Genomic DNA, 24672 nt, shown 5'->3' with positions numbered 1-24672 from the left:
GGCCGCCTTTTTTGTTTGCCTGCAGCTATTGCCTGATGAAATCAGACGGATTTCGGTTTGCCGTAGGTGCGATGGTAAGCGGCAACGAGTTCGAACAGGCGATCGAAGTCGATCGACAGGACCCGGCCATCGATGTAGATGCCCTTCGGCATGCGGAACAGCGATGCCCGGACGATCCTCGATTTGATGCCCCGACCGAGCTGATCCACCTGATGGGGATCGATACCCAGCACGATTGTCTGTTCGCGGTTGTCATTCCATGACGCCACGTCGTTGATGTTCTTCCAGGGAATGGTCTCGTCGGCCAGGCGCCTGTCGCACAGGCCTTCCGGCGAGATGGTGATCGCATCGCGGGTCTTGAGCAGCCGCCAGACCAGGCGGGCCGTCAGAAGCGGGAAAACCACGGAACCGGCACAGGCGATGTACTCGATCAGGTTTTCCGGCTCACTGCCGAGCAATTCATAGATAACGACCCCGATTGAATAGAATGACAGCATGCTCGTCATGGCAATATGCTGCAATGGCTTCGAGAACGAGGATTTGATTTTGATCGTTTGGCGCGCGTCCATTTTGATCTCTTTCGCCAATCCCCGTGACCGCCGGTCGATGCCGGGCCCGGTCGCGGGAAGGGACAGGTTGAATTCACGAAAATGTGATGACGTAAATGCATGACGTGAGCATGACAATCCTATGACGCGTCAATTCACACTTTGTTTCAATTGTATACTTATCGGGATCGCGGCGCTTCAACGCGCCTGCGGCGAAAGGACAACCGCTTTCTGTTTACCCGTCCGGACCCTTGGTCTATCCTTGCTGCAACAGAGCATATTGGCTCCAGGGATACCGCCGCGATCCGGCAGCGGGCGATTGGCAGTTATCGGGATTGACATGTTTGGTTATCGTTTGGCCGGATGCAGCGTTCTTTCAGGCATGGCTGCCTGTGTTCTCCTGGCATTGGTGCTCCAACTGGCGCTTGTCGCGCCCGTTCTGGCGGGAAAGAAGCAGGCCGGGGCACCCGTCCTGCAGTCCATGCGCTTTGCCATTGTCCGCAGTGCGGTGCCCAGTTGCGAGCCCGCCTGTCCGGAATGGATATGGGCCTCCGGCACCATACTGGACGACACGCCGGCCAAGCTGCGCAAGATTCTGAAGGTCATGGGCAAACGGCGCCTGCCGATCATCATGGAATCGAATGGCGGCAATGTGGATGCGGCCATGCAGGTCGGCCGTATGATCCGCAAACGCGGCCTCGACATTGCCATCGGCAGAACCCGCTTTGAAGGATGCAGCCCCGACCAGAAGTGCAAGCCCGACCGGTATGCCGATGGGGCCTATGCCGGGTTTCCCTATCCGGCGGGCGCCTATTGCCTCTCCGCCTGTCCCTATATCTTCGCGGCGGGCGAAAAGCGTCTTGTCGGCCCCTGGGCCCTGATTGGTGTGCACCAGATCACGCAGGTCTATACGCAGACACGCATCACCTATGAGACGCGCTACCGGATGGTGAACGGGAAGAAGAAGATTCTTGATACCAAGATCGTCGGGCGCAAGCCTGCCGGCTCCTATGAACGCACCGATCTCAGCAAGGGATATCGCCAGAAGCTGCTCGCCTATTTCACCGGCATGGGCATCGACCCGGCCATTGTCGACCGGATGCTCTCCATTCCGGCCAAGGATATCTCGGTTCTGACGCAGGATGAACTGGTTGCGTTCAAGCTCGTGTCGGGAACGGGGGATGTCAGCGATCTCGCGGCCACGCGCATCTGTGAGCAGGAGCCCAAGGCTGCAAACTGTGTCGAGCTCAAATCTGCCGGTTCCAAGATTGTTTCGAGTATGGACTGATATTTCTGACACCCCATTGATAGCGAAGCCGTTCCGCTTATAGATAGGCAGGGGAATGGCTTGTGGGGAAGAGCATGGCGTTGACGAAAGTTGCGTTCGATGATTGCCGGTTGCGCTGCCACGATGGCTTTTTCCGTTTATTGATTGTTCTCAGCCTCGCTTTTGCTCTGTTTGCAGGTTTGACAACGGCGCTGCTTGCCGCGGATGCCGAACGGCCCGCATTGCCCGGCCCGGGCTCGACCAGCCAGCCATATGTTCCACCACCGCTCGGCCTTGCCTCGGGATCGGCAACGACGGCGCAACCGATCCTGCGCGATGCTGACCTGACCGGCCCGTCCTATAGCTCTCCAGGGCAATCCGCGCCCAGCACCGGACCTTTCTGCGATATGTCATGCCCGGCATGGACGCCGGATCGCGCGTCCATTTGCAATCCGACGAAGAATTGTGTGGCGGGTGTGCCCGCCTATGCTCCGCTTTTTTCGCCGCAAGCGGGAAATATCCCCAGAGCAGAACCGATCCAACCACTACCAGACACGTATCAGTCGAATCTTCTCGTGGCTGATAGTCCTATGGTGTTTGCGATTGTGCGCGCCGACGTGGAGGTTTGCAAACCGAATTGTCCGGAATGGATTGCGGCTACGGGGACGATCAAGCCCGATACGCCTGCAAAGCTGCGGAAAATCCTGAACCAGGCCGGCAAGCGGCGGCTGCCGCTTGTGATCGACTCGAGGGGAGGCGCCGTGAATGCCGCCATCGAGATGGGGCGGATCATCCGCAAGCGCGGTCTGGACGTTGCCATCGGCAAGACGATGTATTTGGGATGCACGCCAGGCCCGAAGAGTTGCAAACCCGATTTTGCCGATGGGGCTTACGCCGGTTATGCTTTTCCGGGCGGTGGGCTTTGTCTGTCCGCCTGTCCGTTTTTTGCCGCCGGCGGCTTAAAGCGATTGGCCGGATATGAGGCGCGGGTCGGGATTCACCAGATCACCACCACGGTCACAAATCTCATGATTACCTATCAGACACGCTACAGGATCGTGAACGGCAAGAAGAAAATCATTGATCGAAAAGTTGTCAGCCGGAAACCTACCGGGACGTATGAAACCACGGAGGTGCGTAAAGGCTATCGCAAGCAACTCGTTGCCTATTTCGTGGAGATGGGCGTCAAACCCAGCCTCGTCGACCGGATGCTTGCCGTTTCCGCCAGCGATATCTACATACTGCAGTATAAAGAGTTGTCGGATTTTAAATTTGCGACGGACGAGGGTGATTCTCGTGCATTCACTGCCGGCAGAATTTGCAACCGCGATCCAAAGCCCGGCAACTGTGTGGAACTGAAGCCTATTCCACCGAAAGCCTGAGAAAAGGCAGCGGCTTTCATCTCTGCCGGCGCGGGAATGCCGTCAAATCTGCGCGTCACGCGACGAATTTCTCATAAAGCGGCGCGCGGCGGGAATATGGGCTTGAAAAGCGCAGCGCTTTGTGGAATGTACGCCCCGGACTGTAGGGGAGTAGCTCAGTTGGTAGAGCGGCGGTCTCCAAAACCGTAGGTCGCAGGTTCGAATCCTGTCTCCCCTGCCACTCATAGTCTGCCCGCACACGATTGGATGGTGTGCTGACAGATGTTTGGAAAGAAACGAAACCGGGGACTTGTGTTTTACCGGAATCGGTTCTATGTAACATCAACAGACACGCGGTGCGTGGAGCTGAACGATCAGCTTTACGGGCCGTAATGGTGTGAACAAAGCGTGTTGTTACCATGACAACATATTGAGTTTACAACAACATGACACGCACGAGCGGTAAATGGCATCCAAGACAAACCCGATAAGTTTTTTTCAGCAAGTGCGCGCGGAAACGGCAAAGGTCACCTGGCCTTCACGCCGTGAGACGCTCATTTCCACCGCTATGGTGATGGTGATGGCGTTTTTTGCTGCGATTTTCTTCTTCGCAGCTGATCAGTTGATGGCCTTCGGGATTGATCTCGTTCTCGGTCTTGGTCGTTAACGCAGGCTGACAAGGAAATTTGAATGACCGCGCGCTGGTATATCGTTCACGCCTATTCGAACTTTGAAAAGAAGGTCGCTGAGTCGATCGAAGAAAAGGCGAGGCAGAAGGGTCTGTCGCATCTTTTCGAGAAGATCCTCGTGCCGACCGAAAAGGTGGTTGAAGTGCGCCGTGGCCGCAAGGTTGATGCTGAGCGCAAGTTCTTCCCGGGTTATGTCCTTGTGCGTGCCGATCTGACGGATGATGCGTATCATCTGATCAAGAATACGCCGAAAGTGACGGGTTTTCTCGGTTCCGACAACAAGCCGGTTGCGATTTCCGACAAGGAAGCCGATCGCATCCTGATGCAGGTTCAGGAAGGTGTCGAGCGCCCGAAGGCTTCGATCTCGTTCGAGATCGGCGAAAGCGTTCGCGTTGCCGACGGTCCGTTTGCTTCGTTCAACGGTGTCGTTCAGGAAGTCGACGAAGAGCGTTCGCGCCTCAAGGTGGAAGTTTCGATTTTCGGCCGCGCTACGCCGGTCGATCTGGAATTTGGCCAGGTCGAAAAGATCTGATCAATCGGCCGCCCGACGGGCGGCCAGCCACGTCAGTGGCGAATGGTGGGAGGTGAGGTGACCTTTAGCCGGGTCTTCAATCCGTACCACCAAACTGCAACCGCCGGTTTTCCGGCATAATGATAAGGCAGAGAAGTTATGGCTAAGAAAATTGCAGGCCAGCTCAAGCTGCAGGTTTCGGCAGGATCGGCAACACCGTCTCCTCCCATCGGACCGGCACTTGGTCAGCGTGGCATCAACATCATGGAATTCTGCAAGGCCTTCAATGCGGCCACGCAGGAACTGGAAAAGGGTTCGCCCATTCCGGTCGTGATCACATACTATCAGGACAAGTCCTTCACTTTTGTGATGAAGACGCCGCCGGTGTCTTACTTCCTCAAGAAGGCTGCAAACCTGAAGTCCGGTTCGAAAGAGCCAGGCAAGGTGGTTGCTGGCAAGATCTCGCGCGACAAGGTCCGTGAAATCGCGCAGGCGAAGATGAAAGACCTGAACGCAGCGGATGTTGAATCCGCCATGCGCATGGTCGAAGGTTCTGCCCGTTCGATGGGCCTGGAAGTGGTGGGCTGAGACGATGGCAAAAGTATCAAAGCGTGTAGCCAAGGTTCGTGAAGGCGTTGACCGCGAGAAGCTCTATGATCTGACTTCGGCTGTTGCCATGGTCAAGGAACGTGCCATTGCCAAGTTCGACGAGACGATCGAAGTGTCGATGAACCTCGGCGTTGATCCCCGCCATGCGGACCAGATGGTTCGCGGCGTTGTCAATCTGCCGAACGGCACAGGCCGTACGGTTCGCGTTGCTGTTTTCGCTCGCGGCGACAAGGCTGAAGAAGCCAAGAAGGCCGGTGCTGACATTGTTGGCGCGGAAGATCTGTTCGAGATCGTCAATGGCGGCAAGATCGATTTCGATCGCTGCATTGCCACTCCGGACATGATGCCGCTCGTCGGTCGTCTCGGTAAGGTTCTCGGCCCGCGCGGCATGATGCCGAACCCGAAGGTCGGCACCGTAACGACGGATGTTACGGCGGCGGTCAAGGCTTCCAAGGGCGGCGCTGTCGAGTTCCGCGTCGAGAAGGCCGGTATCGTTCACGCCGGCGTCGGCAAGGCATCGTTCGATGTCAAGGCGCTGGAAGAAAACATCAAGGCATTCACCGATGCCGTCACCAAGGCAAAGCCGGCAGGCGCCAAGGGTGAATACGTCAAGCGCGTCGCGATTTCTTCGACGATGGGCGTTGGCGTCAAGGTTGATCCGTCGACTGTGCGCCCTGCGTAACAACCGACGTGAAGTCTCGGACCTAACCGTCCGGGTTTTAAAGAATTCCAGGCCTTTCGGGGCCTGGATAACCGGATGAAAGTCCGGTTATCCTGTCCGAGATTGCAGGTGGCTCGCCTTAATTGTCATGAGCCTGCATGAGACGTGGAACAGCTTTGTTAGGGTGGAAAAATCCACCGAGACAAGGTTCGAACCGTAGTTGCCTTTCGCTTGCAGCCGGATTTCCGGCGAAGCAGGGGGGACAGGATCCTCAAGTGTTGTTTGGTTTCAGTTTTCGGATTGAAGCCTTGCAACAAAAGGCAACCCGGCAGGGACGCACCGTGCGTTTCTGCCAAATGGAGAGAGACAGTGGAAAAAGCGGAAAAGCGCGAATTTGTCACTTGGCTGAACGGCGTCTTCAAGGACTCCGGTTCAGTTGTCGTGGCCCACTATACCGGTCTCACCGTTGCGCAGCTGAGCGATCTTCGCTCCAAGATGCGTGATGCTGGTGGCACCGTTAAAGTCGCGAAGAACCGCCTTGCCAAGATCGCTCTTCAGGGCACGGAATCGGAAGGCATTTCTGACCTGTTCACAGGCCAGACACTTGTTGCCTATTCGAATGATCCGATTACGGCACCAAAGATCGCCATCGAATTTGCCAAGGGTAACGAGAAGCTCGTCATCCTCGGTGGCTCGATGGGAGCAACAACTCTCGACGCTGATGGCGTGAAGGCTCTTGCCGCACTGCCGTCACTCGACGAGTTGCGTGCAAAGCTGGTTGGTATGATCCAGACACCAGCAACGCGCATCGCTCAGATCGTCAACGCACCGGCAGGCCAGCTTGCCCGCGTTTTCGGCGCCTATGCCCGGAAGGACGAAGCGGCATAAGGCCGTTCTCGCTGTCAATATATCGAACCTTGTAAAGGAAAACCAAAATGACTGATCTCGCAAAGATCGTAGACGACCTGTCCAACCTGACTGTTCTGGAAGCTGCTGAACTTTCCAAGCTTCTGGAAGAGAAGTGGGGCGTTTCTGCTGCTGCTCCTGTTGCTGTTGCTGCTGCCGCTGGCGGCGGTGCAGCTGCTGCAGCCGTTGAAGAAAAGACTGAATTCGACGTCGTTCTGACCGAAGCCGGCGCTAACAAGATCAACGTGATCAAGGAAGTCCGCGCAATCACCGGTCTCGGCCTCAAGGAAGCCAAGGACCTCGTTGAAGCTGCTCCCAAGCCAGTCAAGGAAGCTGCTACCAAGGACGAAGCTGACAAGATCAAGGCACAGCTCGAAGCAGCTGGCGCCAAGGTTGAACTCAAGTAAGTCCAACATTTTTGGCGGGCAGGGCGACAAGCCCTGTCCGCTGATCTGCCCTTTTTGGGCAACCCGGTACTGAACCCTTTTCCTGACGGCAATTCCGATGCTTTCAGGAAACGGGTTTTGTCCCGTTCACGGGGCCGCAAAAGCGGTTTTAAGAAACATGCCAGTTTCCGCTGGCGCAAAGACGAGGAGCGACGATGGCTCAGACCCATACTTTTAACGGTCGTAGGCGCGTACGCAAGTTTTTCGGTAAGATCCCTGAAGTCGCAGAGATGCCGAACCTCATCGAGGTTCAGAAGGCTTCCTACGATCAGTTCCTCATGGTTGAGGAGCCGAAAGGCGGGCGTCTTGATGAAGGTCTGCAGGCTGTGTTCAAGTCTGTGTTCCCGATCCAGGATTTCTCCGGCGCTTCCATGCTTGAATTCGTCAAGTATGAATTTGAAGCTCCAAAATTCGACGTTGACGAATGCCGTCAGCGCGATCTGACCTATGCTGCACCGCTGAAAGTCACGCTGCGCCTGATCGTGTTCGATATTGACGAGGATACGGGCGCCAAGTCGATCAAGGACATCAAGGAACAGGACGTTTACATGGGCGACATGCCGCTCATGACCGATAACGGCACGTTCATCGTCAACGGTACCGAGCGCGTCATCGTTTCGCAGATGCACCGTTCGCCGGGCGTTTTCTTCGATCACGACAAGGGCAAGACCCATTCGTCGGGTAAGCTGTTGTTTGCTGCGCGCGTCATTCCTTACCGCGGTTCCTGGCTTGACATCGAGTTCGATGCCAAGGACGTGGTCTATGCGCGTATCGACCGCCGCCGCAAGATTCCTGCGACATCGCTGCTGATGGCGCTGGGCATGGACAGCGAAGAAATCCTGTCGACGTTCTACAATTCGCTGATGTTCAGCCGTGACGGCGACACCTGGCGCATTCCGTTCTCCGTCGATCGTTTCCGCGGTTTCAAGGCGACAACCGACGTTATCGATGCCGATACCGGTGAAGTCATTCTCGAGTCCGGCAAGAAGCTGACAGCCCGTGCTGCCAAGCAGCTTGCTGAAAAGGGCCTGAAGTTCATCAAGGCAACGGAAGACGACCTGTTCGGCATGTATCTTGCCGAAGACATCGTCAACATGGAAACCGGTGAAGTCTATCTCGAAGCCGGTGACGAGCTGGACGAGAAGACCCTCAAGGTTCTGCTCGACACGGGTGTAGCCGAGATCAACGTTCTCGATATCGACCATGTCAATATCGGACCGTATATCCGCAACACGCTGGCCGTCGACAAGAACGAGAGCCGTCAGGACGCCCTGTTCGACATCTACCGCGTCATGCGTCCCGGTGAGCCGCCGACAATCGACTCGGCTGAAGCCATGTTCAAGTCGCTGTTCTTCGATAGCGAGCGCTATGATCTCTCGGCTGTTGGCCGTGTGAAGATGAACATGCGTCTCGACCTGAATGCGGAAGACACTGTCCGCATCCTGCGCAAGGAAGATATCCTTGCCGTGGTCAAGATGCTGGTCGATCTGCGCGACGGTCGCGGTGAAATCGACGACATCGACAATCTCGGCAACCGCCGCGTGCGTTCGGTCGGCGAATTGATGGAAAACCAGTACCGCGTTGGCCTGCTCCGCATGGAGCGCGCCATCAAGGAACGCATGTCGTCCATCGAAATCGACACCGTGATGCCGCAGGACCTGATCAATGCGAAGCCGGCAGCTGCTGCCGTTCGCGAATTCTTCGGTTCCTCGCAGCTGTCGCAGTTCATGGATCAGACCAACCCGCTTTCGGAAATCACCCACAAGCGCCGTCTTTCGGCACTTGGACCTGGTGGTCTGACCCGCGAGCGTGCCGGCTTCGAAGTCCGCGACGTGCATCCCACGCATTACGGCCGTATCTGCCCGATTGAAACGCCGGAAGGCCCGAACATCGGTCTGATCAACTCGCTCGCAACCTTTGCCCGGGTCAACAAGTACGGCTTCATCGAAAGCCCGTACCGCCGGATCGTTGACGGCAAGGTCACGGATGACGTCGTCTATCTCTCGGCGATGGAAGAAGCCAAGTATCACGTGGCGCAGGCCAATGTGGAACTCGACGCTTCCGGCGCCTTCACGGACGAATTCGTTGTCTGCCGTCATGCGGGTGAAGTTCTGATGGCTCCGCGTGAAAACGTGGATCTGATGGACGTGTCGCCGAAGCAGCTCGTATCGGTTGCCGCAGCGCTCATTCCGTTCCTGGAAAACGACGACGCCAACCGCGCTCTGATGGGCTCGAACATGCAGCGTCAGGCCGTACCTCTGGTTCGCGCCGAGGCACCGTTCGTCGGTACCGGCATGGAGCCGATCGTTGCCCGTGACTCCGGCGCCGCCATCGGTGCACGCCGCACAGGTATCGTCGATCAGGTCGATGCGACGCGTATCGTTATCCGTGCGACGGAAGATCTCGTACCGGGCAAATCAGGCGTCGATATCTACCGCCTGATGAAGTTCCAGCGTTCGAACCAGAACACCTGCATCAATCAGCGTCCGCTGGTTCGTGTTGGCGACCGGATCGAAAAGGGCGACATCATTGCCGACGGTCCTTCGACGGACCTGGGCGATCTGGCGCTCGGCCGCAACGTGCTCGTCGCGTTCATGCCTTGGAACGGCTACAACTACGAAGACTCCATCCTTCTGTCTGAGAAGATCGTTTCGGATGACGTCTTCACCTCGATCCATATCGAGGAGTTCGAAGTCATGGCCCGCGATACGAAGCTCGGACCGGAAGAAATCACGCGCGACATTCCGAACGTTTCGGAAGAAGCCCTGAAGAACCTGGACGAAGCCGGTATCGTTTACATCGGTGCGGAAGTTCAGCCCGGCGACATTCTCGTCGGCAAGATCACGCCGAAGGGCGAAAGCCCGATGACGCCGGAAGAGAAGCTTCTGCGCGCCATCTTCGGTGAAAAGGCTTCCGATGTCCGTGACACCTCGATGCGCATGCCGCCCGGGACTTACGGTACGGTTGTGGAAGTTCGCGTTTTCAATCGCCACGGCGTTGAAAAGGACGAACGCGCCATGGCGATCGAACGCGAGGAAATCGAGCGTTTGGCCAAGGACCGCGACGACGAACAGGCTATTCTTGACCGCAACGTCTATGGCCGTCTGGCTGACGTTCTCAATGGCAAGCCTGCCGTTGCCGGACCGAAGTCGTTCAAGAAGGGCACTGTTGTCACGACGGAAGTCATGGGTGAACACCCGCGTTCCCAGTGGTGGCAGTTCGCCGTCGAGGACGAGAAGCTTCAGGGCGAAATCGAAGCTCTGCGCAACCAGTACGATGACTCCAAGAAGCTGCTCGAACAGCGCTTCATGGACAAGGTCGAAAAGGTACAGCGCGGCGACGAGATGCCTCCGGGCGTCATGAAGATGGTCAAGGTCTTTGTTGCTGTGAAGCGCAAGATCCAGCCAGGCGACAAGATGGCCGGCCGTCACGGCAACAAGGGTGTTGTCTCGCGCATTGCCGCCGTTGAAGATATGCCGTTCCTCGAAGACGGAACGCATGTCGACATCGTGCTCAATCCGCTTGGCGTGCCAAGCCGCATGAACGTTGGCCAGATTCTGGAAACGCATCTGGGCTGGGCCTGCGCCGGAATGGGCAAGAAGATCGGTGATCTGATCGAAGCCTACAAGGCACAGTATGCGGCCAGTGGTCAGGGCGATATCCAGCCGCTGCGGGCGACGATCGAGTCGATCATCCCCGACAACGACCGGAACGAGCCAGTCCGCAACTATGACGACGAGAGTATCGTGCGTCTTGGTGAGCAGATGAAGCGCGGCGTGTCGATTGCAACGCCGGTGTTTGACGGTGCGCATGAGCCGGACATCAACGTGATGCTGGAGCAGGCGGGTCTGAAGGCTTCCGGTCAGTCGACGCTCTATGACGGACGTACGGGTGAAACTTTCGATCGTCAGGTGACTGTCGGCTACATCTACATGCTGAAGCTGCACCACCTGGTCGACGACAAGATCCATGCCCGTTCGATCGGACCATACTCGCTCGTGACGCAGCAGCCCCTGGGTGGTAAAGCCCAGTTCGGCGGTCAGCGCTTCGGTGAAATGGAGGTCTGGGCCCTGGAAGCATACGGTGCGGCCTACACGCTGCAGGAAATGCTCACGGTCAAGTCCGATGACGTCGCCGGTCGTACCAAGGTCTATGAAGCGATCGTCCGCGGTGACGATACGTTCGAGGCCGGTATTCCGGAGAGCTTCAACGTTCTCGTCAAGGAAATGCGTTCGCTCGGTCTCAATGTCGAGCTGGACGATACACGCCAGCAAGAGCAGCAGGCTTTGCCTGACGCGGCAGAGTAAAAAAGTTGGGGTGCGCGGTTTGCCGCGCACCCGACCATTTTGTTTCGAGCCGCTGCAGAAGCGGCATTTGATCTAGATGGACCCGCGACGGCGGATCATTCCATCGCAAGCAGAGGGCAATTTTTGCCCCATGGAGAAACGGCATGAACCAAGAGGTCATGAATCTTTTCAATCCTCAGGTACCTGTACAGGCATTCGATTCCATCCGGATTTCGATTGCCAGCCCTGAGAAGATTCTGTCCTGGTCATACGGTGAGATCAAGAAGCCGGAGACGATCAACTACCGCACATTCAAGCCTGAGCGGGATGGTCTCTTCTGTGCTCGGATCTTCGGGCCGATCAAGGACTATGAATGCTTGTGCGGCAAGTACAAGCGCATGAAATACAAGGGCATCATCTGCGAAAAGTGCGGCGTGGAAGTAACGCTGTCGCGCGTTCGCCGTGAGCGCATGGGCCATATCGAACTCGCAGCTCCGGTTGCGCACATCTGGTTCCTGAAGTCTCTGCCAAGCCGTATCGGCACATTGCTCGACATGACCCTCAAGGGCATCGAGCGCGTTCTCTATTTCGAGAACTACATCGTGACCGAACCCGGCCTGACATCCCTGAAAGAGCATCAGCTGCTTTCAGAGGAAGAATACATGATCGCTGTCGATGAGTTCGGTGAAGATTCCTTCACGGCACTGATCGGCGCGGAAGCTATCCATGAGCTTCTGGCTTCCATGGATCTGGAGAAGATTGCCGGCGATCTGCGTGAAGAGCTGGCGACAACAACTTCGGATCTGAAGCAGAAGAAGCTGATGAAGCGTCTGAAGATCGTCGAAAACTTCCTGGAATCGGGTAACCGTCCGGAATGGATGATCATGAAGATCGTTCCAGTCATTCCGCCGGACCTGCGTCCGCTTGTTCCGCTGGATGGCGGCCGTTTTGCGACGTCCGATCTCAACGATCTCTATCGTCGTGTGATCAACCGTAACAACCGTCTGAAGCGCCTGATCGAACTGCGCGCACCCGGCATCATCATCCGCAACGAGAAGCGCATGCTTCAGGAATCGGTTGATGCACTGTTCGACAACGGCCGTCGCGGCCGCGTCATCACCGGTGCCAACAAGCGTCCGCTGAAGTCGCTGTCCGACATGCTCAAGGGCAAGCAGGGCCGCTTCCGCCAGAACCTGCTCGGCAAGCGCGTCGACTATTCCGGCCGTTCGGTCATCGTGACCGGTCCGGAACTGAAGCTGCACCAGTGCGGTCTGCCGAAGAAGATGGCGCTCGAACTGTTCAAGCCGTTCATCTATGCCCGTCTCGACGCCAAGGGTTATTCCTCGACCGTCAAGCAGGCGAAGAAGCTGGTTGAAAAGGAAAAGCCGGAAGTCTGGGATATCCTTGACGAAGTCATCCGCGAGCACCCGGTTCTCCTGAACCGTGCGCCGACGCTGCACCGTCTTGGCATCCAGGCGTTCGAACCCATCCTGATCGAAGGCAAGGCAATCCAGCTGCATCCGCTCGTCTGTACCGCTTTCAACGCGGATTTCGACGGCGACCAGATGGCTGTTCACGTTCCGCTTTCCCTGGAAGCGCAGCTTGAAGCCCGCGTTCTGATGATGTCGACGAACAACATCCTGCACCCTGCAAACGGTCTGCCGGTTATCGTTCCGTCGCAGGACATGGTTCTGGGCCTGTACTATCTGTCGATCGTTGCGGCGAAAGAGCCGGGCGAAGGCATGGCTTTTGCCGATATCGGTGAACTGCATCACGCCATTGGCAGCGGTGCTGTCACCCTGCACACCAAGATCAAGGGCCGCTTCAAGAGCATTGATGCGGACGGCAAGCCGACGTCGAAGATTTTCGACACGACGCCTGGCCGCATGATCATCGGTGAGCTGCTGCCGAAGCACCACAACGTGCCTTTCGACATCTGCAACCAGGAAATGACCAAGAAGAACATCTCCAAGATGATCGACACGGTCTATCGCCATTGCGGACAGAAAGAGACGGTCATTTTCTGCGATCGTATCATGCAGCTCGGTTTCAGCCACGCCTGCCGTGCCGGTATTTCCTTCGGCAAGGACGACATGGTCATTCCGGAAACCAAGGCAAAGCTCGTTGCCGAGACCGAAGCTTTGGCGACCGAATACGAACAGCAGTACAATGACGGCCTGATCACCCAGGGCGAGAAGTACAACAAGGTCGTCGACGCCTGGGGCAAGTGCACCGAGAAGGTCGCCGACGAAATGATGGCCCGCATTAAGGCTGTCGAGTTCGATCCTGTGACTGGTCGCCAGAAGCAGATGAACTCGATCTACATGATGTCGCACTCGGGTGCTCGTGGTTCGCCGAACCAGATGCGCCAGCTGGGCGGCATGCGCGGACTGATGGCCAAGCCTTCGGGCGAAATCATCGAAACGCCGATCATTTCGAACTTCAAGGAAGGCCTGACCGTGAACGAGTACTTCAACTCGACCCACGGTGCCCGTAAGGGTCTTGCCGATACCGCCTTGAAGACGGCCAACTCCGGTTACCTGACACGTCGTCTCGTCGACGTCGCGCAGGATTGCATCGTCATCTCCGTGGATTGCGGCACGACAACGGGCCTCACCATGCAGCCGATCGTTGATGCCGGTCAGGTCGTTGCGACCATTGGCCAGCGTGTTCTCGGCCGTACGGCGCTCGAAGACATCCTGCATCCGCTGACGGGTGACGTTCTGGTTACCGGCGGCAACATCATCGACGAGTTCGATATCGATGCCATCGAAAAGGCGGGCGTCCAGTCCATCCGCATCCGTTCGGCTCTCACCTGTGAGACCCGTGGCGGCATCTGCGCCAAGTGCTACGGCCGCGATCTGGCCCGTGGTACGCCAGTGAACCAGGGTGAAGCTGTCGGCGTTATCGCCGCTCAGTCGATCGGTGAGCCAGGCACGCAGCTGACGATGCGTACGTTCCACCTTGGTGGTACGGCGCAGGTTGTGGATCAGTCGTTCCTCGAAGCCAGCTATGAAGGTACGGTGCAGATCCGTAACCGCAATGTGGTTCGCAACTCCGACGGCCATCTGGTTGTCATGGGCCGTAACATGGCTGTTGTCATTCTTGATGCGACAGGCAAGGAACGGGCGACACACCGCGTCACCTACGGTTCGCGTATCTATGTCGATGACGGCGATACGGTTAAGCGCGGCCAGCGCGTTGCCGAGTGGGATCCTTATACCCGCCCGGTCATGACGGAAGTCGAAGGTCATGTCGAATTCGAAGACATGGTCGACGGTCTCTCCGTTTCGGAAACGACGGACGAGTCCACCGGTATCACCAAGCGCGTGGTCATCGACTGGCGTTCGACACCGCGCGGTTCGGACCTGAAGCCTTGCATCGTTGTCAAGGACAAGGCCGGCAAGGTTCTGAAACTGGCAAAGGGCGGCGATGCACGCTTCCAGCTGTCGGTTGAATCGATCCTGTCGGTTGAGCCCGGCTCGCACGTGAAGGCGGGTGACGTTCTTGCCCGTATCCCGATGGAAAGCGCCAAGACCAAGGACATCACCGGTGGTCTGCCGCGCGTTGCGGACCTGTTCGAAGCACGCCGTCCGAAGGACCATGCGATCATCGCCGAAATCGATGGTACGGTTCGTTTTGGCCGCGACTACAAGAACAAGCGCCGCATCGTCATTGAACCGAACGACGAGACGCTCGAGCCAGTTGAGTATCTGATCCCCAAGGGCAAGCCTTTCCATCTTCAGGATGGCGATGCGATCGAAAAGGGCGATTACATCCTCGACGGCAACCCGGCACCGCATGACATTCTGGCCATCAAGGGCGTGGAAGCACTCGCTTCGTATCTCGTCAATGAAATCCAGGAAGTCTATCGTCTGCAGGGCGTTCTGATCAACGACAAGCACATCGAAGTGATTGTCCGCCAGATGCTGCAGAAGGTCGAAATCACCGAATCCGGTGACACTGGTTTCATCGCCGGTGACCATGTCGACCGGATCGAGCTGGACGAGATCAACGAACGTCTCGAGGAAGATGGCAAGAAGCCAGGCTACGGTACTCCGGTTCTCCTGGGTATCACCAAGGCTTCGCTGCAGACGCCGTCCTTCATCTCGGCTGCGTCCTTCCAGGAAACGACACGCGTCCTCACGGAAGCTGCCGTTGCCGGCAAGATGGATGCGCTGCAGGGCCTGAAGGAAAACGTCATCGTTGGCCGTCTGATCCCGGCTGGTACGGGTGGAACGGTCAAGCAGATCCGCCGCATTGCCGGTGCCCGCGACGAGCTGATCATCGACGAGCGCCGCAAGGAAAGCGGAGCCGGTGCTGCCAAGGTCGACGCCATGCTGACCGATATGACAGGCACCCCGGCCGAATAAGCCGGTTGCACACGACGACATTGAAAAGGCCGCCTTTCGGGGCGGCCTTTTTGTTTGGGCTATGACATGAATGCTGATGGGCAAACGAAGAAACTGTTCAGTATCCTCGGCGTTATTCGTCAAACTCGATCAGCGCGGCCTGGCCGGTGAGGGCGGTTTTCCAGGCGGAGAGGTGGGGTTCTTCCTCCGGCTCGCTTGTCAGCGTGCCGATCTCCAAGAGTTCAGCTTCTTCATAGCCTTCATTGGCCAGAATCTGCAGGGCGGTTTCAACCAGCCCGTCGGCATCGTCGTTCATCAGGAGAACATGCACCTGCAGCGGCTCTTCCTCGCCTTTCTTCCAGACGTCGGCAACGATGAGGTGGACTGTTTTCGGTTCGGGATTATCTGTTGGCATAGAATTGATTCCAGAGTTTGATCGTCATTCTGTCTGTAATGAAATCGTACCATTTATGAAATCAGAATATTCTTTGCAGCCAAGCAGATCGATATGGGGCCCACAAAGAGTTTTTCCCGGTCCAATCAAATAGAGGACGGTATCATTTGGTCCGATCAACTTTATGTCATGGGTGATTATAATCTCGGTCTGCCTGTTTTCACGATTGTTCAATGCCAGGACCACGCGCGAGCGATTTACTTCATCCAGCGCGGTTGTCGGTTCATCCAACAGCAAGAGATTGGAAGGTTTCAGGAGTGCACGAGCCAAGGATATGCGTTGTTTCTCGCCGCCGGATAGTCTGTTGCCGCGTTCCCCCACGGTCGGCTCGTTCTCGCCATCATGCCGGTCCAGGACCTCACGCAATCCCAATACCGACATGATGGCTTCAATTGCATCGTTCGGTGCGCCGGAACCAAGGGCGATATTTTCTCTGATTGTCATATCAAACAAAAGGCTGTCCTGGTAAGCCACCGCGATACCATTTCGGAATGCTTCAGCGTTGGTCTGTGTCAGATCGACGTTCTCAATGGTGAAATGTCCGGTCGATGGGGGAACCAGACACCCCAGAACGCGCAGAAGACTGCTTTTTCCCGTGCCGGACGCACCGACGATGAACAGTCGGCTGGCTGCGGCGATCGAAAGGTCCAGGCCGACAATCACGGGAGTCGCGCCTATCGTGATCCCTAGATTGGTGAGTTGCAAAGCCCAGGGTCTGTCGGCTACCGGCAAATCAGAACTCTGCGCCGCAGGAACTGGATTTTCCGCAAGAAGACGCATCAACAAGGTCGCTTCTCCGGCAGAAGCATGTATTTCCCTATAGACACGCGCCAATGTCTCGACGGGCTGCAGCAGCCGGATGATGTAGGTATTGATCAACACAAGTTCGCCAACCGTGAGCGAACTTGTCGAAACGTCCAGCGCACCGTGCCATAGAACCCAAATCACGACGCCGCCGAATATGATCGTTTGCCATACGCCGTAGTAAACACGCTGGGTGAAGGTCACTTTCCAGTGCCCGTCATTTGTCTTCAGCTTCTTGTTGAGCTGCTCGATGATTGCCGTGCGCAAGTTCGCTTGCTGTACATGATCTGCGTTGACGAGGGCATCAAGCCCGTATGTCCAGGCGGCGGTGCCGCTTTCCATGGCGTCTTCAGTCGCGGCCCGTATGCGGATCGCCGACAGGTTTGCCAGGTATCCATAGACGCAAAGAGCGACAATCAACAGCACTGCGATCCATGGATCGACCATGATTGCGATGACAAATCCCGCAATCATCAGCTCGACGATCGTCGGTGCAACGGAAAAGGCAAGGCTCGATGTAATATCCCGGATGGCATCGAGCCCCTTTTCAACGATACGGCCTAGCTCATGAGACGTGTGTTCCCGCATCGCATGATAGGGAAGCGACAACGCATGGTTGAAGACGTTCAGCGTGAGGTGGCGTTGCAAACGGAGATTGAATGGACCAAATGTCAGCCATTCGAATTGAGAGATGATGGAGGTGATCAGCAAGCTTACGGAAAACGCAAGAATAAGAGATATACCGGCTTCCATGTCACGCCCCTCAGACAGGAGATCGATGCCCTTTGCAAACAGTATCGGAATGGCAGACATTGCCGCACTGACTATGGTGATTGTTCCGATCAAAATAAGTAACAGTGCAAACTGTCTTCTACTTTTGAATATTATTAAAAAGGAATATCTGAATACGGCGGATTCATTCACGAAATTTTCCCGTTACATAAGAATTATATTATTAAAGTCGAAATGATACGAGCCATATTGGCCGAATTCCAGTCGTTTATCTATGGGACTAACGTATAATATACATAGCGATGCAATTCGATATGATGTGCTTGTTGCAAATTTCCAAGGAGATATGGAATGTTGATCCATTTTCTGAGCCCAGGACAATTCGGCGATCAAGTCGAGTTCGACGATGATGACAACGCGACCATGGCAAGCGGCGGACTGAGTGGCGTAAGCCCAGGTAGCTCGAAATCGAGTAGCAGCGCAAAATGTGATAGCAGCAGCAGATGCGGTGCATCCGGCAAAAGCAGCAGTTCTTCGGCCTCGAGCAAGGGGTGGAGCACCTAAGCCCAGGGGCGGTACCCAAGCTGCGCGTACCGCCTCTTTTTAGCTGACAACATTGTTGCATTGATCCAGGGCGCCACGGACCACTCCAAATCTGGAGGTTGAGGATGCGATTTAACATTCAGCCCTATGCCAAAATCGTCGGTGAAGATGACGGCATGCCTTTCATATGCACGCCATCCGGTGTCACACGCCTGCATGACCACTCGATGATCGATGTGCTGACGCATCTCAAGGCATTGGGCGTCTCGACAAATCAACCAGCCATTGATCAACTCTTTGCAGATCAGAATATTGACCCCAGGGCTGGCCGGAGTTTTCTTGAAAGAATCAACATATTGAAGCGGTATCGCGATGATGTGCGGGTTGTGGTCTATTCAACAGACGGGGCCATGGCAGTTATGGTTGCCGCGCAAATCGAGAGGAATGATGCTGTCGACGTCGTCATCATTGATGAACTGGGTGACATTTCAGGACCAACAATACTCATCTGTGTCCAGGCGCAATATGATCATGGATTGGCGCGCGCCATTGTCGATCTCTGTCATCACAAACCGGATCTGTTTCTCTTGCACGCCTACTTTGTATTGAGGCACTTTGTGATTGACGGGTTTTATTCGGTGCGGATGGCGCTGCCCGACCATTTCAGTTCGCTCTACAATCTTGCGGGTCTCGATCGATCATCCAAATTCAAACCTTCCAGCTGGGCGGATGTTTTCTTCGCTCATGCAAGTGCGGTCAGCACCACTACGGTCCCAACCTTGCCAAGGTCTTCTCTTGAAGAGAGCGCTGCCCTGCATTTGCTTTACACCCGCTTCCGGCAATTGATCGCGTCTGAAATGGTTCCCGTCTTCTCCGATGATCTGGGTACAGTCACGGAGATGAATCTGGATAGCGGACATATTCAACGCCATCGCGCCAATCACTCAAGTTTCAGCTCGTCCATGCGTGACTGGGCCGTTTCGCCGCCCAGCCCAATGGGGAGAGCCGATCATGAAAACTGACGAAACCGCATCGTTGAATCAAATCGGCTTCGCCAGTCAGTTCGTTGATGCCGATGTGGAATACCACGTGAGGGAATTCCATCAGGCCTGCGTGACCCCGGTCGGCTCTGGATTTGAGAATTTATTTGGCTTTTCCGCGGTGACAAACAACCATTTGAAGCGTGCCGAGTTTACCGAAGCAAGATTTTCCCACCTTACCCAGACCATCGAAATCCCGCAGGAAAAGCCCATCTGCAATATCACGCGTTTCGCGTCGCTGCACCATGGCGATGAAGGCATTGAGATTGCGTTTTCATTGATCGGCCGCATATTCAATCAGGCACTGGCAGCCGATCAGCAGAGGCGGCGACCCTATCCCTCCGGTGGAGCGCTCTATGCGGTAGAGGCAATCTTGATTACCGGCCCTCGGGTTCAGGAAGGGCAGAGATTGTCAGCCTTCCATTTTCTTCCCGTGTCCAATGCATTCGAACAACTGACCGCGCATGTTTCAGCGTCTGATTTTTCCGGCCTGAGCGACGTACCAAATCCGTCTTTCTATGTTCTCTACTGCGTCAACCTGAAAAAATCGATCTTCAAATATCGTACGCGCGGCTACAGGCTCTCACTTCTTGAGGTGGGATCGATGTACCAGAATATGCTGTCTTGCGCCCAATCTGTGGGCGTTTCATCGCGCGTCCTGTCAGGCTTCCCCGAGCGCCAGATTGCACACATGTGTCATCTGGATGGCCGATTGCTGCTGCCGACTATTGTTCAGGCATTCGGGTTCGAAAAGAAACAAGATGGTAATCCAGCATAGATTTCGACCAGTGATCACAGCGGTACCGCAGTTTGCCGTTGAGGCATCGAGCCCGCCACTCATATCGGAACCTTGCGTTTTTGGAGCGCACGACAGTAGCCGTATACAAGGGCACGGCTTTGGCTACGGACCAGACATACATCTCAAGGCTTTCGGAGAGTATATGGAGCGCTTTGTTGCGTACCGAAGTATCGGGTCAAGCGGTTATGCTACCATCAATGAATTGAACGTTTCGCTGGAAACGAAGAGTGCATTGAACGCCGCGATAACTGAGGCGTGTGGCGACGAGCAGACCGGCCAATCCGTTGCCGGGCACAGGTTTGATACTGTTGAGGTTCTTGATCTGAGCTCGGGCGAGACGGTGCGGCTGCCACGGATACTGTTTTCCCTTCACACTACGAAGGACCAGCAATTTGTTCCAACCCGCGACACATCCGGATCGGCGCTTCACGTCAACAAGGAGGCAGCGTTCCAAAATGCCGTCCTTGAATTTGTCGAACGGCAAAGTCTGGCCGCGATGTGGGCTTCGAAGCGATGTCAGGCACTGTCCGTGCTGGAGCCCGACAACGTTGCAGATCGGAGGATCAAAACATTGCTGCAGCGGTTGAGCATGCGGGGAATGCTGCGCTGCTACAACATTTCATTTCTCAAGGGGGCGCATGTCTTGTTTGTGGTCTACAAGGCACGGTCCGAATCCGACTTCGTGCAATTTGCATGCGGCGCTTCAGCAGCGTTTTCGTGGCAAGCCGCGCTTTCAAAAGCACTTACGGAGGTTTGGCAGACGAGTGTCCTCCTTCCACAGATGAATTTCTTCGATTCCACGGAGTATGGTGGAGGGGAACTCAAGGAATGTTTTCAGAAAGCCAACCGCAGCGACTATGACCTGGATCTGGAGGTAGCTCCGTTGTTTGGCTTGAATGGCGAAGATGGGTCTCTGGTTGAACTGAGACAGTCTTTGCTGGACGTCAGCAAGAGCATGTTTGCCTTCTCACAAAGCCAATACATGGGACTTAGCAAACTCACATTCTGTAAATTGTTCTCTCCGGACTTCTTCATTCACATGAATCCGGGGGCAGGCAACAACAACCAGAACCGTTGGCTTCAAACAATTGCTAGGGATAGGCCCCTGCGGCTGACGTCTATGCCTTTCAGCTAGTGCAAGAACGCCTGGAAGGTCATGATTCTGGCAGCCCTGCGACTCGCGGGTGCTGCCTGTTGCAGCGACTCTCAAAATCGCTGTGAAGAAAGAGAAATTTAACTTGAATTAATGGTGGTCCGGCGAAACAATCTTACCATCAGGCCGCAAAGTGCCCCGAAACGCTCCAAACCTTAACAAAATTTGGAGTTCAGGCTTGACGTGGAGCAGGGGACAAAGTATCAGCAGCACATCTGAGCCGATGTGAGATTGGCCGTTTCGGAGCGACACGCTCTGGAGTTCATCTCAAACAGGGTTCGTTTTACGATCGAAATGCAATTTGCCGCTCGCATGAAGCTCTTAAGGCTTCCTCTGCTTTTATTCGGGCAACCACCCTCGCGGTGGTTTAGTTGCCCGAATTCGTGCATGAGCATGGCGCTGAAACGGCCCTGACGGGCGAAGATACGAGATTTGTGCCGAAGCGCGTGCGCTTTGATACGCATTACAAAGAGGGAAGGTTGAATGCCTACCGTAAACCAGTTGATCCGCAAGCCGCGCACTGCGCCGGTAAAGCGCAATAAAGTTCCTGCCCTGCAGGAAAACCCGCAGAAGCGCGGCGTTTGCACCCGCGTCTATACGACGACCCCGAAGAAGCCGAACTCGGCTCTGCGTAAGGTTGCCAAGGTGCGTTTGACGAATGGCTTCGAAGTTATTGGATACATTCCGGGTGAAGGCCACAACCTTCAGGAACACTCTGTCGTGATGATCCGCGGCGGCCGTGTCAAGGATTTGCCGGGCGTTCGTTACCACATCATCCGTGGTGTTCTCGATACGCAGGGCGTCAAGAACCGTAAGCAGCGCCGTTCCAAGTACGGTGCAAAGCGTCCGAAGTAAGATTTTCCGGGACTTTGGCCACCAGGTAGGTCAACCCGATGCAGATAAGAGACAAAAAGTATGTCCAGACGCCATAGTGCAGAAAAGCGTGAGATCAACCCGGATCCAAAGTTCGGCGATCTCGTTCTGACCAAGTTCATGAATGCAGTCATGCATCATGGCAAGAAGTCGATCGCTGAGCGTATCGTTTACGGTGCGCTTGAGTCGGTTGAAGCCAAGAGCAAGCAGGAGCCGGTTGCCCTGTTCCATCAGGCCCTCGACAATGTTGCGCCGCACGTTGAAGTGCGCTCGCGCCGTGTTGGTGGTGCAACATACCAGGTTCCGGTCGATGTTCGTCCAGAGCGTCGTCAGGCTCTTGCCATCCGTTGGCTGATCAATGCTGCTCGCGGTCGCAATGAGACCACGATGATTGATCGCCTGTCCGGCGAACTCCTGGATGCGGCAAACAACCGTGGCTCAGCTGTGAAGAAGCGTGAAGACACGCATCGCATGGCAGAAGCCAACCGCGCATTCTCGCATTACCGCTGGTAATCGTCGAAACCCTATTCTTGAAGGCACCATATCATGGCCCGCGAATATAAAATCGAAGACTACCGTAATTTCGGTATTATGGCGCACATCGACGCCGGCAAGACCACGACCACCGAGCGTATTCTTTATTACACCGGCAAGTCGCACAAAATCGGTGAAGTCCATGATGGCGCTGCAACCATGGATTGGATGGAGCAGGAGCAGGAGCGTGGCATCACGATCACTTCCGCTGCAACCACCACCTACTGGACAGGCCGCGATGGCAAGAAGCGTCGCTTCAACATCATCGACACGCCAGGCCACGTCGACTTCACGATTGAAGTCGAGCGCTCGCTGCGCGTTCTCGACGGTGCGATTGCACTGCTCGATGCCAATGCCGGCGTAGAGCCGCAGACGGAAACCGTTTGGCGTCAGGCTGAGAAGTATCATGTTCCGCGCATGATCTTCGTCAACAAGATGGACAAGACCGGCGCCGATTTCGATCGCTGCGTTGAAATGGTCAAGACCCGTCTTGGTGCCAAGGCTGTTGTCATGCAGCTGCCGATCGGTGCAGAGACAGAATTCAAGGGCGTCGTCGATCTGATCGAAATGAAGGCTCTGGTCTGGCGCGATGAGCAGCTGGGTGCGCAGTGGGATGTCGTTGAGATCCCTGCTGATCTGCAAGCCAAGGCTGAAGAATACCGCGAAAAGCTGATTGAAGCCGCCGTTGAAGTCGATGAAGCTGCGATGGAAGCGTATCTGGAAGGCAACATGCCTGACAATGATGCTCTGCGCGCTCTGATCCGCACCGGCACCTGCCGTGTTGAATTCCATCCGGTATTCTGCGGTTCGGCCTTCAAGAACAAGGGCGTACAGCCTCTGCTTGATGGTGTTGTTGAATTCCTGCCTTCGCCGGTTGACGTTCCTTCGATCAAGGGTATCGACCCGAAGACCGATGGCGAGACAACCCGCAAGTCTTCGGATGAAGAGCCTCTGTCGATGCTCGCATTCAAGATCATGAACGATCCGTTCGTTGGTTCGCTGACTTTCTGCCGCATCTATTCCGGCAAGCTGACCAAGGGCGTTTCGCTCGACAACACAGTCAAGAACAAGCGCGAACGTATCGGCCGTATGCTGCAGATGCATTCCAACTCGCGTGAAGACATTGAAGAAGCGTTTGCCGGCGACATCGTTGCTCTGGCAGGCCTGAAAGAAACAACGACAGGTGACACGCTCTGTGATCCGCTGAAGCCGGTTATCCTGGAACGCATGGAATTCCCCGATCCGGTTATCGAAATCGCGATCGAGCCGAAGACCAAGGCCGACCAGGAAAAGATGGGCATTGCGCTGAACCGTCTTGCTGCTGAAGATCCTTCATTCCGCGTCAAGTCGGATGAAGAGTCGGGTCAGACAATCATCGCCGGCATGGGCGAACTTCATCTCGACATTCTCGTTGACCGTATGCGTCGCGAGTTCAAGGTCGAGGCGAATGTTGGTCAGCCGCAGGTTGCCTACCGCGAATCGATCACACGCAAGAAGGAACAGGACTACACCCACAAGAAGCAGTCGGGTGGTTCGGGTCAGTTCGCTCGCGTCAAGATCATCTTCGAACCCCACGATGGCGACGATTTCATCTTCGAATCGAAGATCGTCGGCGGCTCTGTACCGAAGGAATACATTCCGGGCGTTCAGAAGGGTATTGAAAGCGTCATGGGTGCGGGTCCGCTCGCAGGCTTCCCGATGCTCGGCGTGAAAGCCACGCTGATCGACGGTGCCTACCATGATGTCGACTCGTCGGTTCTGGCATTCGAAATCGCAGGCCGTGCGGCATTCCGCGAAGCTGCCCGCGAAGCTGGTGCCCAGCTGCTCGAGCCGATCATGAAGGTCGAAGTTGTAACGCCTGAAGATTATGTCGGTGACGTAATCGGCGATCTGAATTCACGTCGTGGTCAGATTTCGGGTACCGAAGCCCGTGGCATTGCTACGGTCGTCAATGCAAACGTGCCGCTGGCCAACATGTTTGGTTATGTGAACACGCTGCGTTCGATGAGCCAGGGTCGTGCACAGTACACGATGCAGTTTGATCACTACGAACCTGTTCCGACAGCAGTCGCACAGGAAATTCAGAAGAAGTTTGCGTAGCCCT

Annotated in this window: 20 protein-coding genes and 1 tRNA gene; 18 read left to right on the top strand and 3 right to left on the bottom strand. The window is 55.7% G+C overall.

What is annotated here, in order from left to right; all coding sequences use genetic code 11:
- Nucleotides 1-41: 41 nt before the first annotated feature.
- The gene (locus tag RDL77_RS02010) at nt 42-569 is read right to left on the bottom strand and encodes an STM3941 family protein (RefSeq protein ID WP_223613249.1); all 528 of its coding nucleotides are present in this window, start codon (nt 567-569) and stop codon (nt 42-44) included.
- A 319-nt stretch (nt 570-888) separates the two neighbouring features.
- Between RDL77_RS02010 and RDL77_RS02005 the strand changes: the two genes are divergently transcribed.
- From RDL77_RS02005 to rpoC, 11 genes are all read left to right on the top strand, one after another.
- Nucleotides 889-1836 (top strand): hypothetical protein, encoded by a 948-nt coding sequence (locus RDL77_RS02005; RefSeq protein ID WP_288191604.1) that lies wholly within the window; start codon nt 889-891, stop codon nt 1834-1836.
- A 74-nt stretch (nt 1837-1910) separates the two neighbouring features.
- Nucleotides 1911-3197, top strand: a complete 1287-nt coding sequence (locus RDL77_RS02000; RefSeq protein WP_288191603.1) for a hypothetical protein — start codon at nt 1911-1913, stop codon at nt 3195-3197.
- A 144-nt stretch (nt 3198-3341) separates the two neighbouring features.
- Nucleotides 3342-3417 (top strand) — tRNA-Trp (locus RDL77_RS01995).
- 225 nt (nt 3418-3642) lie between these two features.
- Nucleotides 3643-3843, top strand: a complete 201-nt coding sequence (gene secE / locus RDL77_RS01990; RefSeq protein ID WP_091886799.1) for a preprotein translocase subunit SecE — start codon at nt 3643-3645, stop codon at nt 3841-3843.
- Between the two features lie 23 nt (nt 3844-3866).
- The gene (gene nusG / locus RDL77_RS01985; protein ID WP_223613252.1) at nt 3867-4397 is read left to right on the top strand and encodes a transcription termination/antitermination protein NusG; all 531 of its coding nucleotides are present in this window, start codon (nt 3867-3869) and stop codon (nt 4395-4397) included.
- A gap of 138 nt (nt 4398-4535) precedes the next feature.
- The gene (gene rplK, locus RDL77_RS01980; RefSeq protein WP_105732673.1) at nt 4536-4964 is read left to right on the top strand and encodes a 50S ribosomal protein L11; all 429 of its coding nucleotides are present in this window, start codon (nt 4536-4538) and stop codon (nt 4962-4964) included.
- Nucleotides 4965-4968: 4 nt separating this feature from the next.
- Nucleotides 4969-5667, top strand: a complete 699-nt coding sequence (rplA, locus tag RDL77_RS01975; protein ID WP_182552812.1) for a 50S ribosomal protein L1 — start codon at nt 4969-4971, stop codon at nt 5665-5667.
- A gap of 348 nt (nt 5668-6015) precedes the next feature.
- Nucleotides 6016-6534 carry a 50S ribosomal protein L10 gene (gene rplJ, locus RDL77_RS01970; protein WP_105732675.1) on the top strand — a complete coding sequence of 173 codons (519 nt, stop codon included), beginning with the start codon at nt 6016-6018 and terminating at the stop codon, nt 6532-6534.
- Between the two features lie 47 nt (nt 6535-6581).
- The gene (gene rplL, locus RDL77_RS01965; protein WP_223613254.1) at nt 6582-6959 is read left to right on the top strand and encodes a 50S ribosomal protein L7/L12; all 378 of its coding nucleotides are present in this window, start codon (nt 6582-6584) and stop codon (nt 6957-6959) included.
- A gap of 194 nt (nt 6960-7153) precedes the next feature.
- A complete protein-coding gene (gene rpoB, locus RDL77_RS01960; RefSeq protein ID WP_223613255.1) occupies nt 7154-11305 on the top strand; it encodes a DNA-directed RNA polymerase subunit beta in 4152 nt (1383 codons plus the stop codon).
- A gap of 143 nt (nt 11306-11448) precedes the next feature.
- Nucleotides 11449-15657: a DNA-directed RNA polymerase subunit beta' gene (gene rpoC, locus RDL77_RS01955; protein ID WP_288191600.1), complete on the top strand. Its 4209-nt coding sequence runs from the start codon at nt 11449-11451 to the stop codon at nt 15655-15657.
- Nucleotides 15658-15769: 112 nt separating this feature from the next.
- On the opposite strand, the gene RDL77_RS01950 is transcribed toward rpoC, so the two are convergent.
- Both RDL77_RS01950 and RDL77_RS01945 read right to left on the bottom strand, forming a co-directional pair.
- Nucleotides 15770-16051: a hypothetical protein gene (locus RDL77_RS01950; RefSeq protein WP_130273172.1), complete on the bottom strand. Its 282-nt coding sequence runs from the start codon at nt 16049-16051 to the stop codon at nt 15770-15772.
- Nucleotides 16052-16075: 24 nt separating this feature from the next.
- Complete coding sequence (locus RDL77_RS01945; RefSeq protein WP_288191599.1) at nt 16076-17818, bottom strand: ABC transporter ATP-binding protein; 1743 nt, start codon at nt 17816-17818, stop codon at nt 16076-16078.
- 159 nt (nt 17819-17977) lie between these two features.
- On the opposite strand from RDL77_RS01945, the gene RDL77_RS24805 reads away from it, so the two are divergent.
- The 7 genes from RDL77_RS24805 to fusA all read left to right on the top strand — a co-directional run bounded on the left by RDL77_RS24805 (nt 17978) and on the right by fusA (nt 24668).
- Nucleotides 17978-18190 carry a phazolicin family TOMM bacteriocin gene (locus RDL77_RS24805; RefSeq protein ID WP_353884991.1) on the top strand — a complete coding sequence of 71 codons (213 nt, stop codon included), beginning with the start codon at nt 17978-17980 and terminating at the stop codon, nt 18188-18190.
- A gap of 104 nt (nt 18191-18294) precedes the next feature.
- A complete protein-coding gene (locus tag RDL77_RS01940; protein WP_288191598.1) occupies nt 18295-19191 on the top strand; it encodes an McbB family protein in 897 nt (298 codons plus the stop codon).
- The gene (locus RDL77_RS01935) at nt 19181-19987 is read left to right on the top strand and encodes a nitroreductase family protein (RefSeq protein WP_288191597.1); all 807 of its coding nucleotides are present in this window, start codon (nt 19181-19183) and stop codon (nt 19985-19987) included. Before RDL77_RS01940 ends, RDL77_RS01935 begins: the two co-directional genes overlap by 11 nt.
- Nucleotides 19914-21143 carry a YcaO-like family protein gene (locus RDL77_RS01930; RefSeq protein ID WP_308526347.1) on the top strand — a complete coding sequence of 410 codons (1230 nt, stop codon included), beginning with the start codon at nt 19914-19916 and terminating at the stop codon, nt 21141-21143. Before RDL77_RS01935 ends, RDL77_RS01930 begins: the two co-directional genes overlap by 74 nt.
- A gap of 501 nt (nt 21144-21644) precedes the next feature.
- On the top strand, nt 21645-22016 hold the full coding sequence (gene rpsL, locus RDL77_RS01925) for a 30S ribosomal protein S12 (protein ID WP_008121760.1): 372 nt from the start codon (nt 21645-21647) through the stop codon (nt 22014-22016).
- 60 nt (nt 22017-22076) lie between these two features.
- Nucleotides 22077-22547, top strand: a complete 471-nt coding sequence (gene rpsG / locus RDL77_RS01920; protein WP_105732683.1) for a 30S ribosomal protein S7 — start codon at nt 22077-22079, stop codon at nt 22545-22547.
- 33 nt (nt 22548-22580) lie between these two features.
- Complete coding sequence (fusA, locus tag RDL77_RS01915) at nt 22581-24668, top strand: elongation factor G (protein ID WP_223613263.1); 2088 nt, start codon at nt 22581-22583, stop codon at nt 24666-24668.
- The last annotated feature ends 4 nt before the right edge of the window (nt 24669-24672 follow it).

The organism is uncultured Phyllobacterium sp., from assembly GCF_902479695.1.
In the GTDB taxonomy this organism is placed as follows: Bacteria; Pseudomonadota; Alphaproteobacteria; order Rhizobiales; family Rhizobiaceae; genus Phyllobacterium; species Phyllobacterium calauticae.
The sequence above is the reverse complement of the archived record's forward strand: the minus strand, read 5'-3'. Positions and strand labels throughout refer to the sequence as shown.

What these genes read in the sequence shown, in the direction of transcription:
- fusA (WP_223613263.1), top strand. Translation starts at nt 22,581, where the DNA reads ATGGCCCGCGAATATAAAATCGAAGACTACCGTAATTTCGGTATTATG.
- rplA (WP_182552812.1), top strand. Translation starts at nt 4,969, where the DNA reads ATGGCAAAAGTATCAAAGCGTGTAGCCAAGGTTCGTGAAGGCGTTGAC.
- secE (WP_091886799.1), top strand. Translation starts at nt 3,643, where the DNA reads ATGGCATCCAAGACAAACCCGATAAGTTTTTTTCAGCAAGTGCGCGCG.
- nusG (WP_223613252.1), top strand. Translation starts at nt 3,867, where the DNA reads ATGACCGCGCGCTGGTATATCGTTCACGCCTATTCGAACTTTGAAAAG.
- rplL (WP_223613254.1), top strand. Translation starts at nt 6,582, where the DNA reads ATGACTGATCTCGCAAAGATCGTAGACGACCTGTCCAACCTGACTGTT.
- RDL77_RS02010 (WP_223613249.1), bottom strand. Translation starts at nt 569, where the DNA reads ATGGACGCGCGCCAAACGATCAAAATCAAATCCTCGTTCTCGAAGCCA.
- rpsG (WP_105732683.1), top strand. Translation starts at nt 22,077, where the DNA reads ATGTCCAGACGCCATAGTGCAGAAAAGCGTGAGATCAACCCGGATCCA.
- RDL77_RS24805 (WP_353884991.1), top strand. Translation starts at nt 17,978, where the DNA reads ATGTTGATCCATTTTCTGAGCCCAGGACAATTCGGCGATCAAGTCGAG.
- rplK (WP_105732673.1), top strand. Translation starts at nt 4,536, where the DNA reads ATGGCTAAGAAAATTGCAGGCCAGCTCAAGCTGCAGGTTTCGGCAGGA.
- RDL77_RS01935 (WP_288191597.1), top strand. Translation starts at nt 19,181, where the DNA reads ATGAAAACTGACGAAACCGCATCGTTGAATCAAATCGGCTTCGCCAGT.
- rpsL (WP_008121760.1), top strand. Translation starts at nt 21,645, where the DNA reads ATGCCTACCGTAAACCAGTTGATCCGCAAGCCGCGCACTGCGCCGGTA.
- RDL77_RS01940 (WP_288191598.1), top strand. Translation starts at nt 18,295, where the DNA reads ATGCGATTTAACATTCAGCCCTATGCCAAAATCGTCGGTGAAGATGAC.
- RDL77_RS02000 (WP_288191603.1), top strand. Translation starts at nt 1,911, where the DNA reads ATGGCGTTGACGAAAGTTGCGTTCGATGATTGCCGGTTGCGCTGCCAC.
- RDL77_RS02005 (WP_288191604.1), top strand. Translation starts at nt 889, where the DNA reads ATGTTTGGTTATCGTTTGGCCGGATGCAGCGTTCTTTCAGGCATGGCT.
- rpoB (WP_223613255.1), top strand. Translation starts at nt 7,154, where the DNA reads ATGGCTCAGACCCATACTTTTAACGGTCGTAGGCGCGTACGCAAGTTT.
- RDL77_RS01930 (WP_308526347.1), top strand. Translation starts at nt 19,914, where the DNA reads ATGGCCGATTGCTGCTGCCGACTATTGTTCAGGCATTCGGGTTCGAAA.
- rpoC (WP_288191600.1), top strand. Translation starts at nt 11,449, where the DNA reads ATGAACCAAGAGGTCATGAATCTTTTCAATCCTCAGGTACCTGTACAG.
- RDL77_RS01950 (WP_130273172.1), bottom strand. Translation starts at nt 16,051, where the DNA reads ATGCCAACAGATAATCCCGAACCGAAAACAGTCCACCTCATCGTTGCC.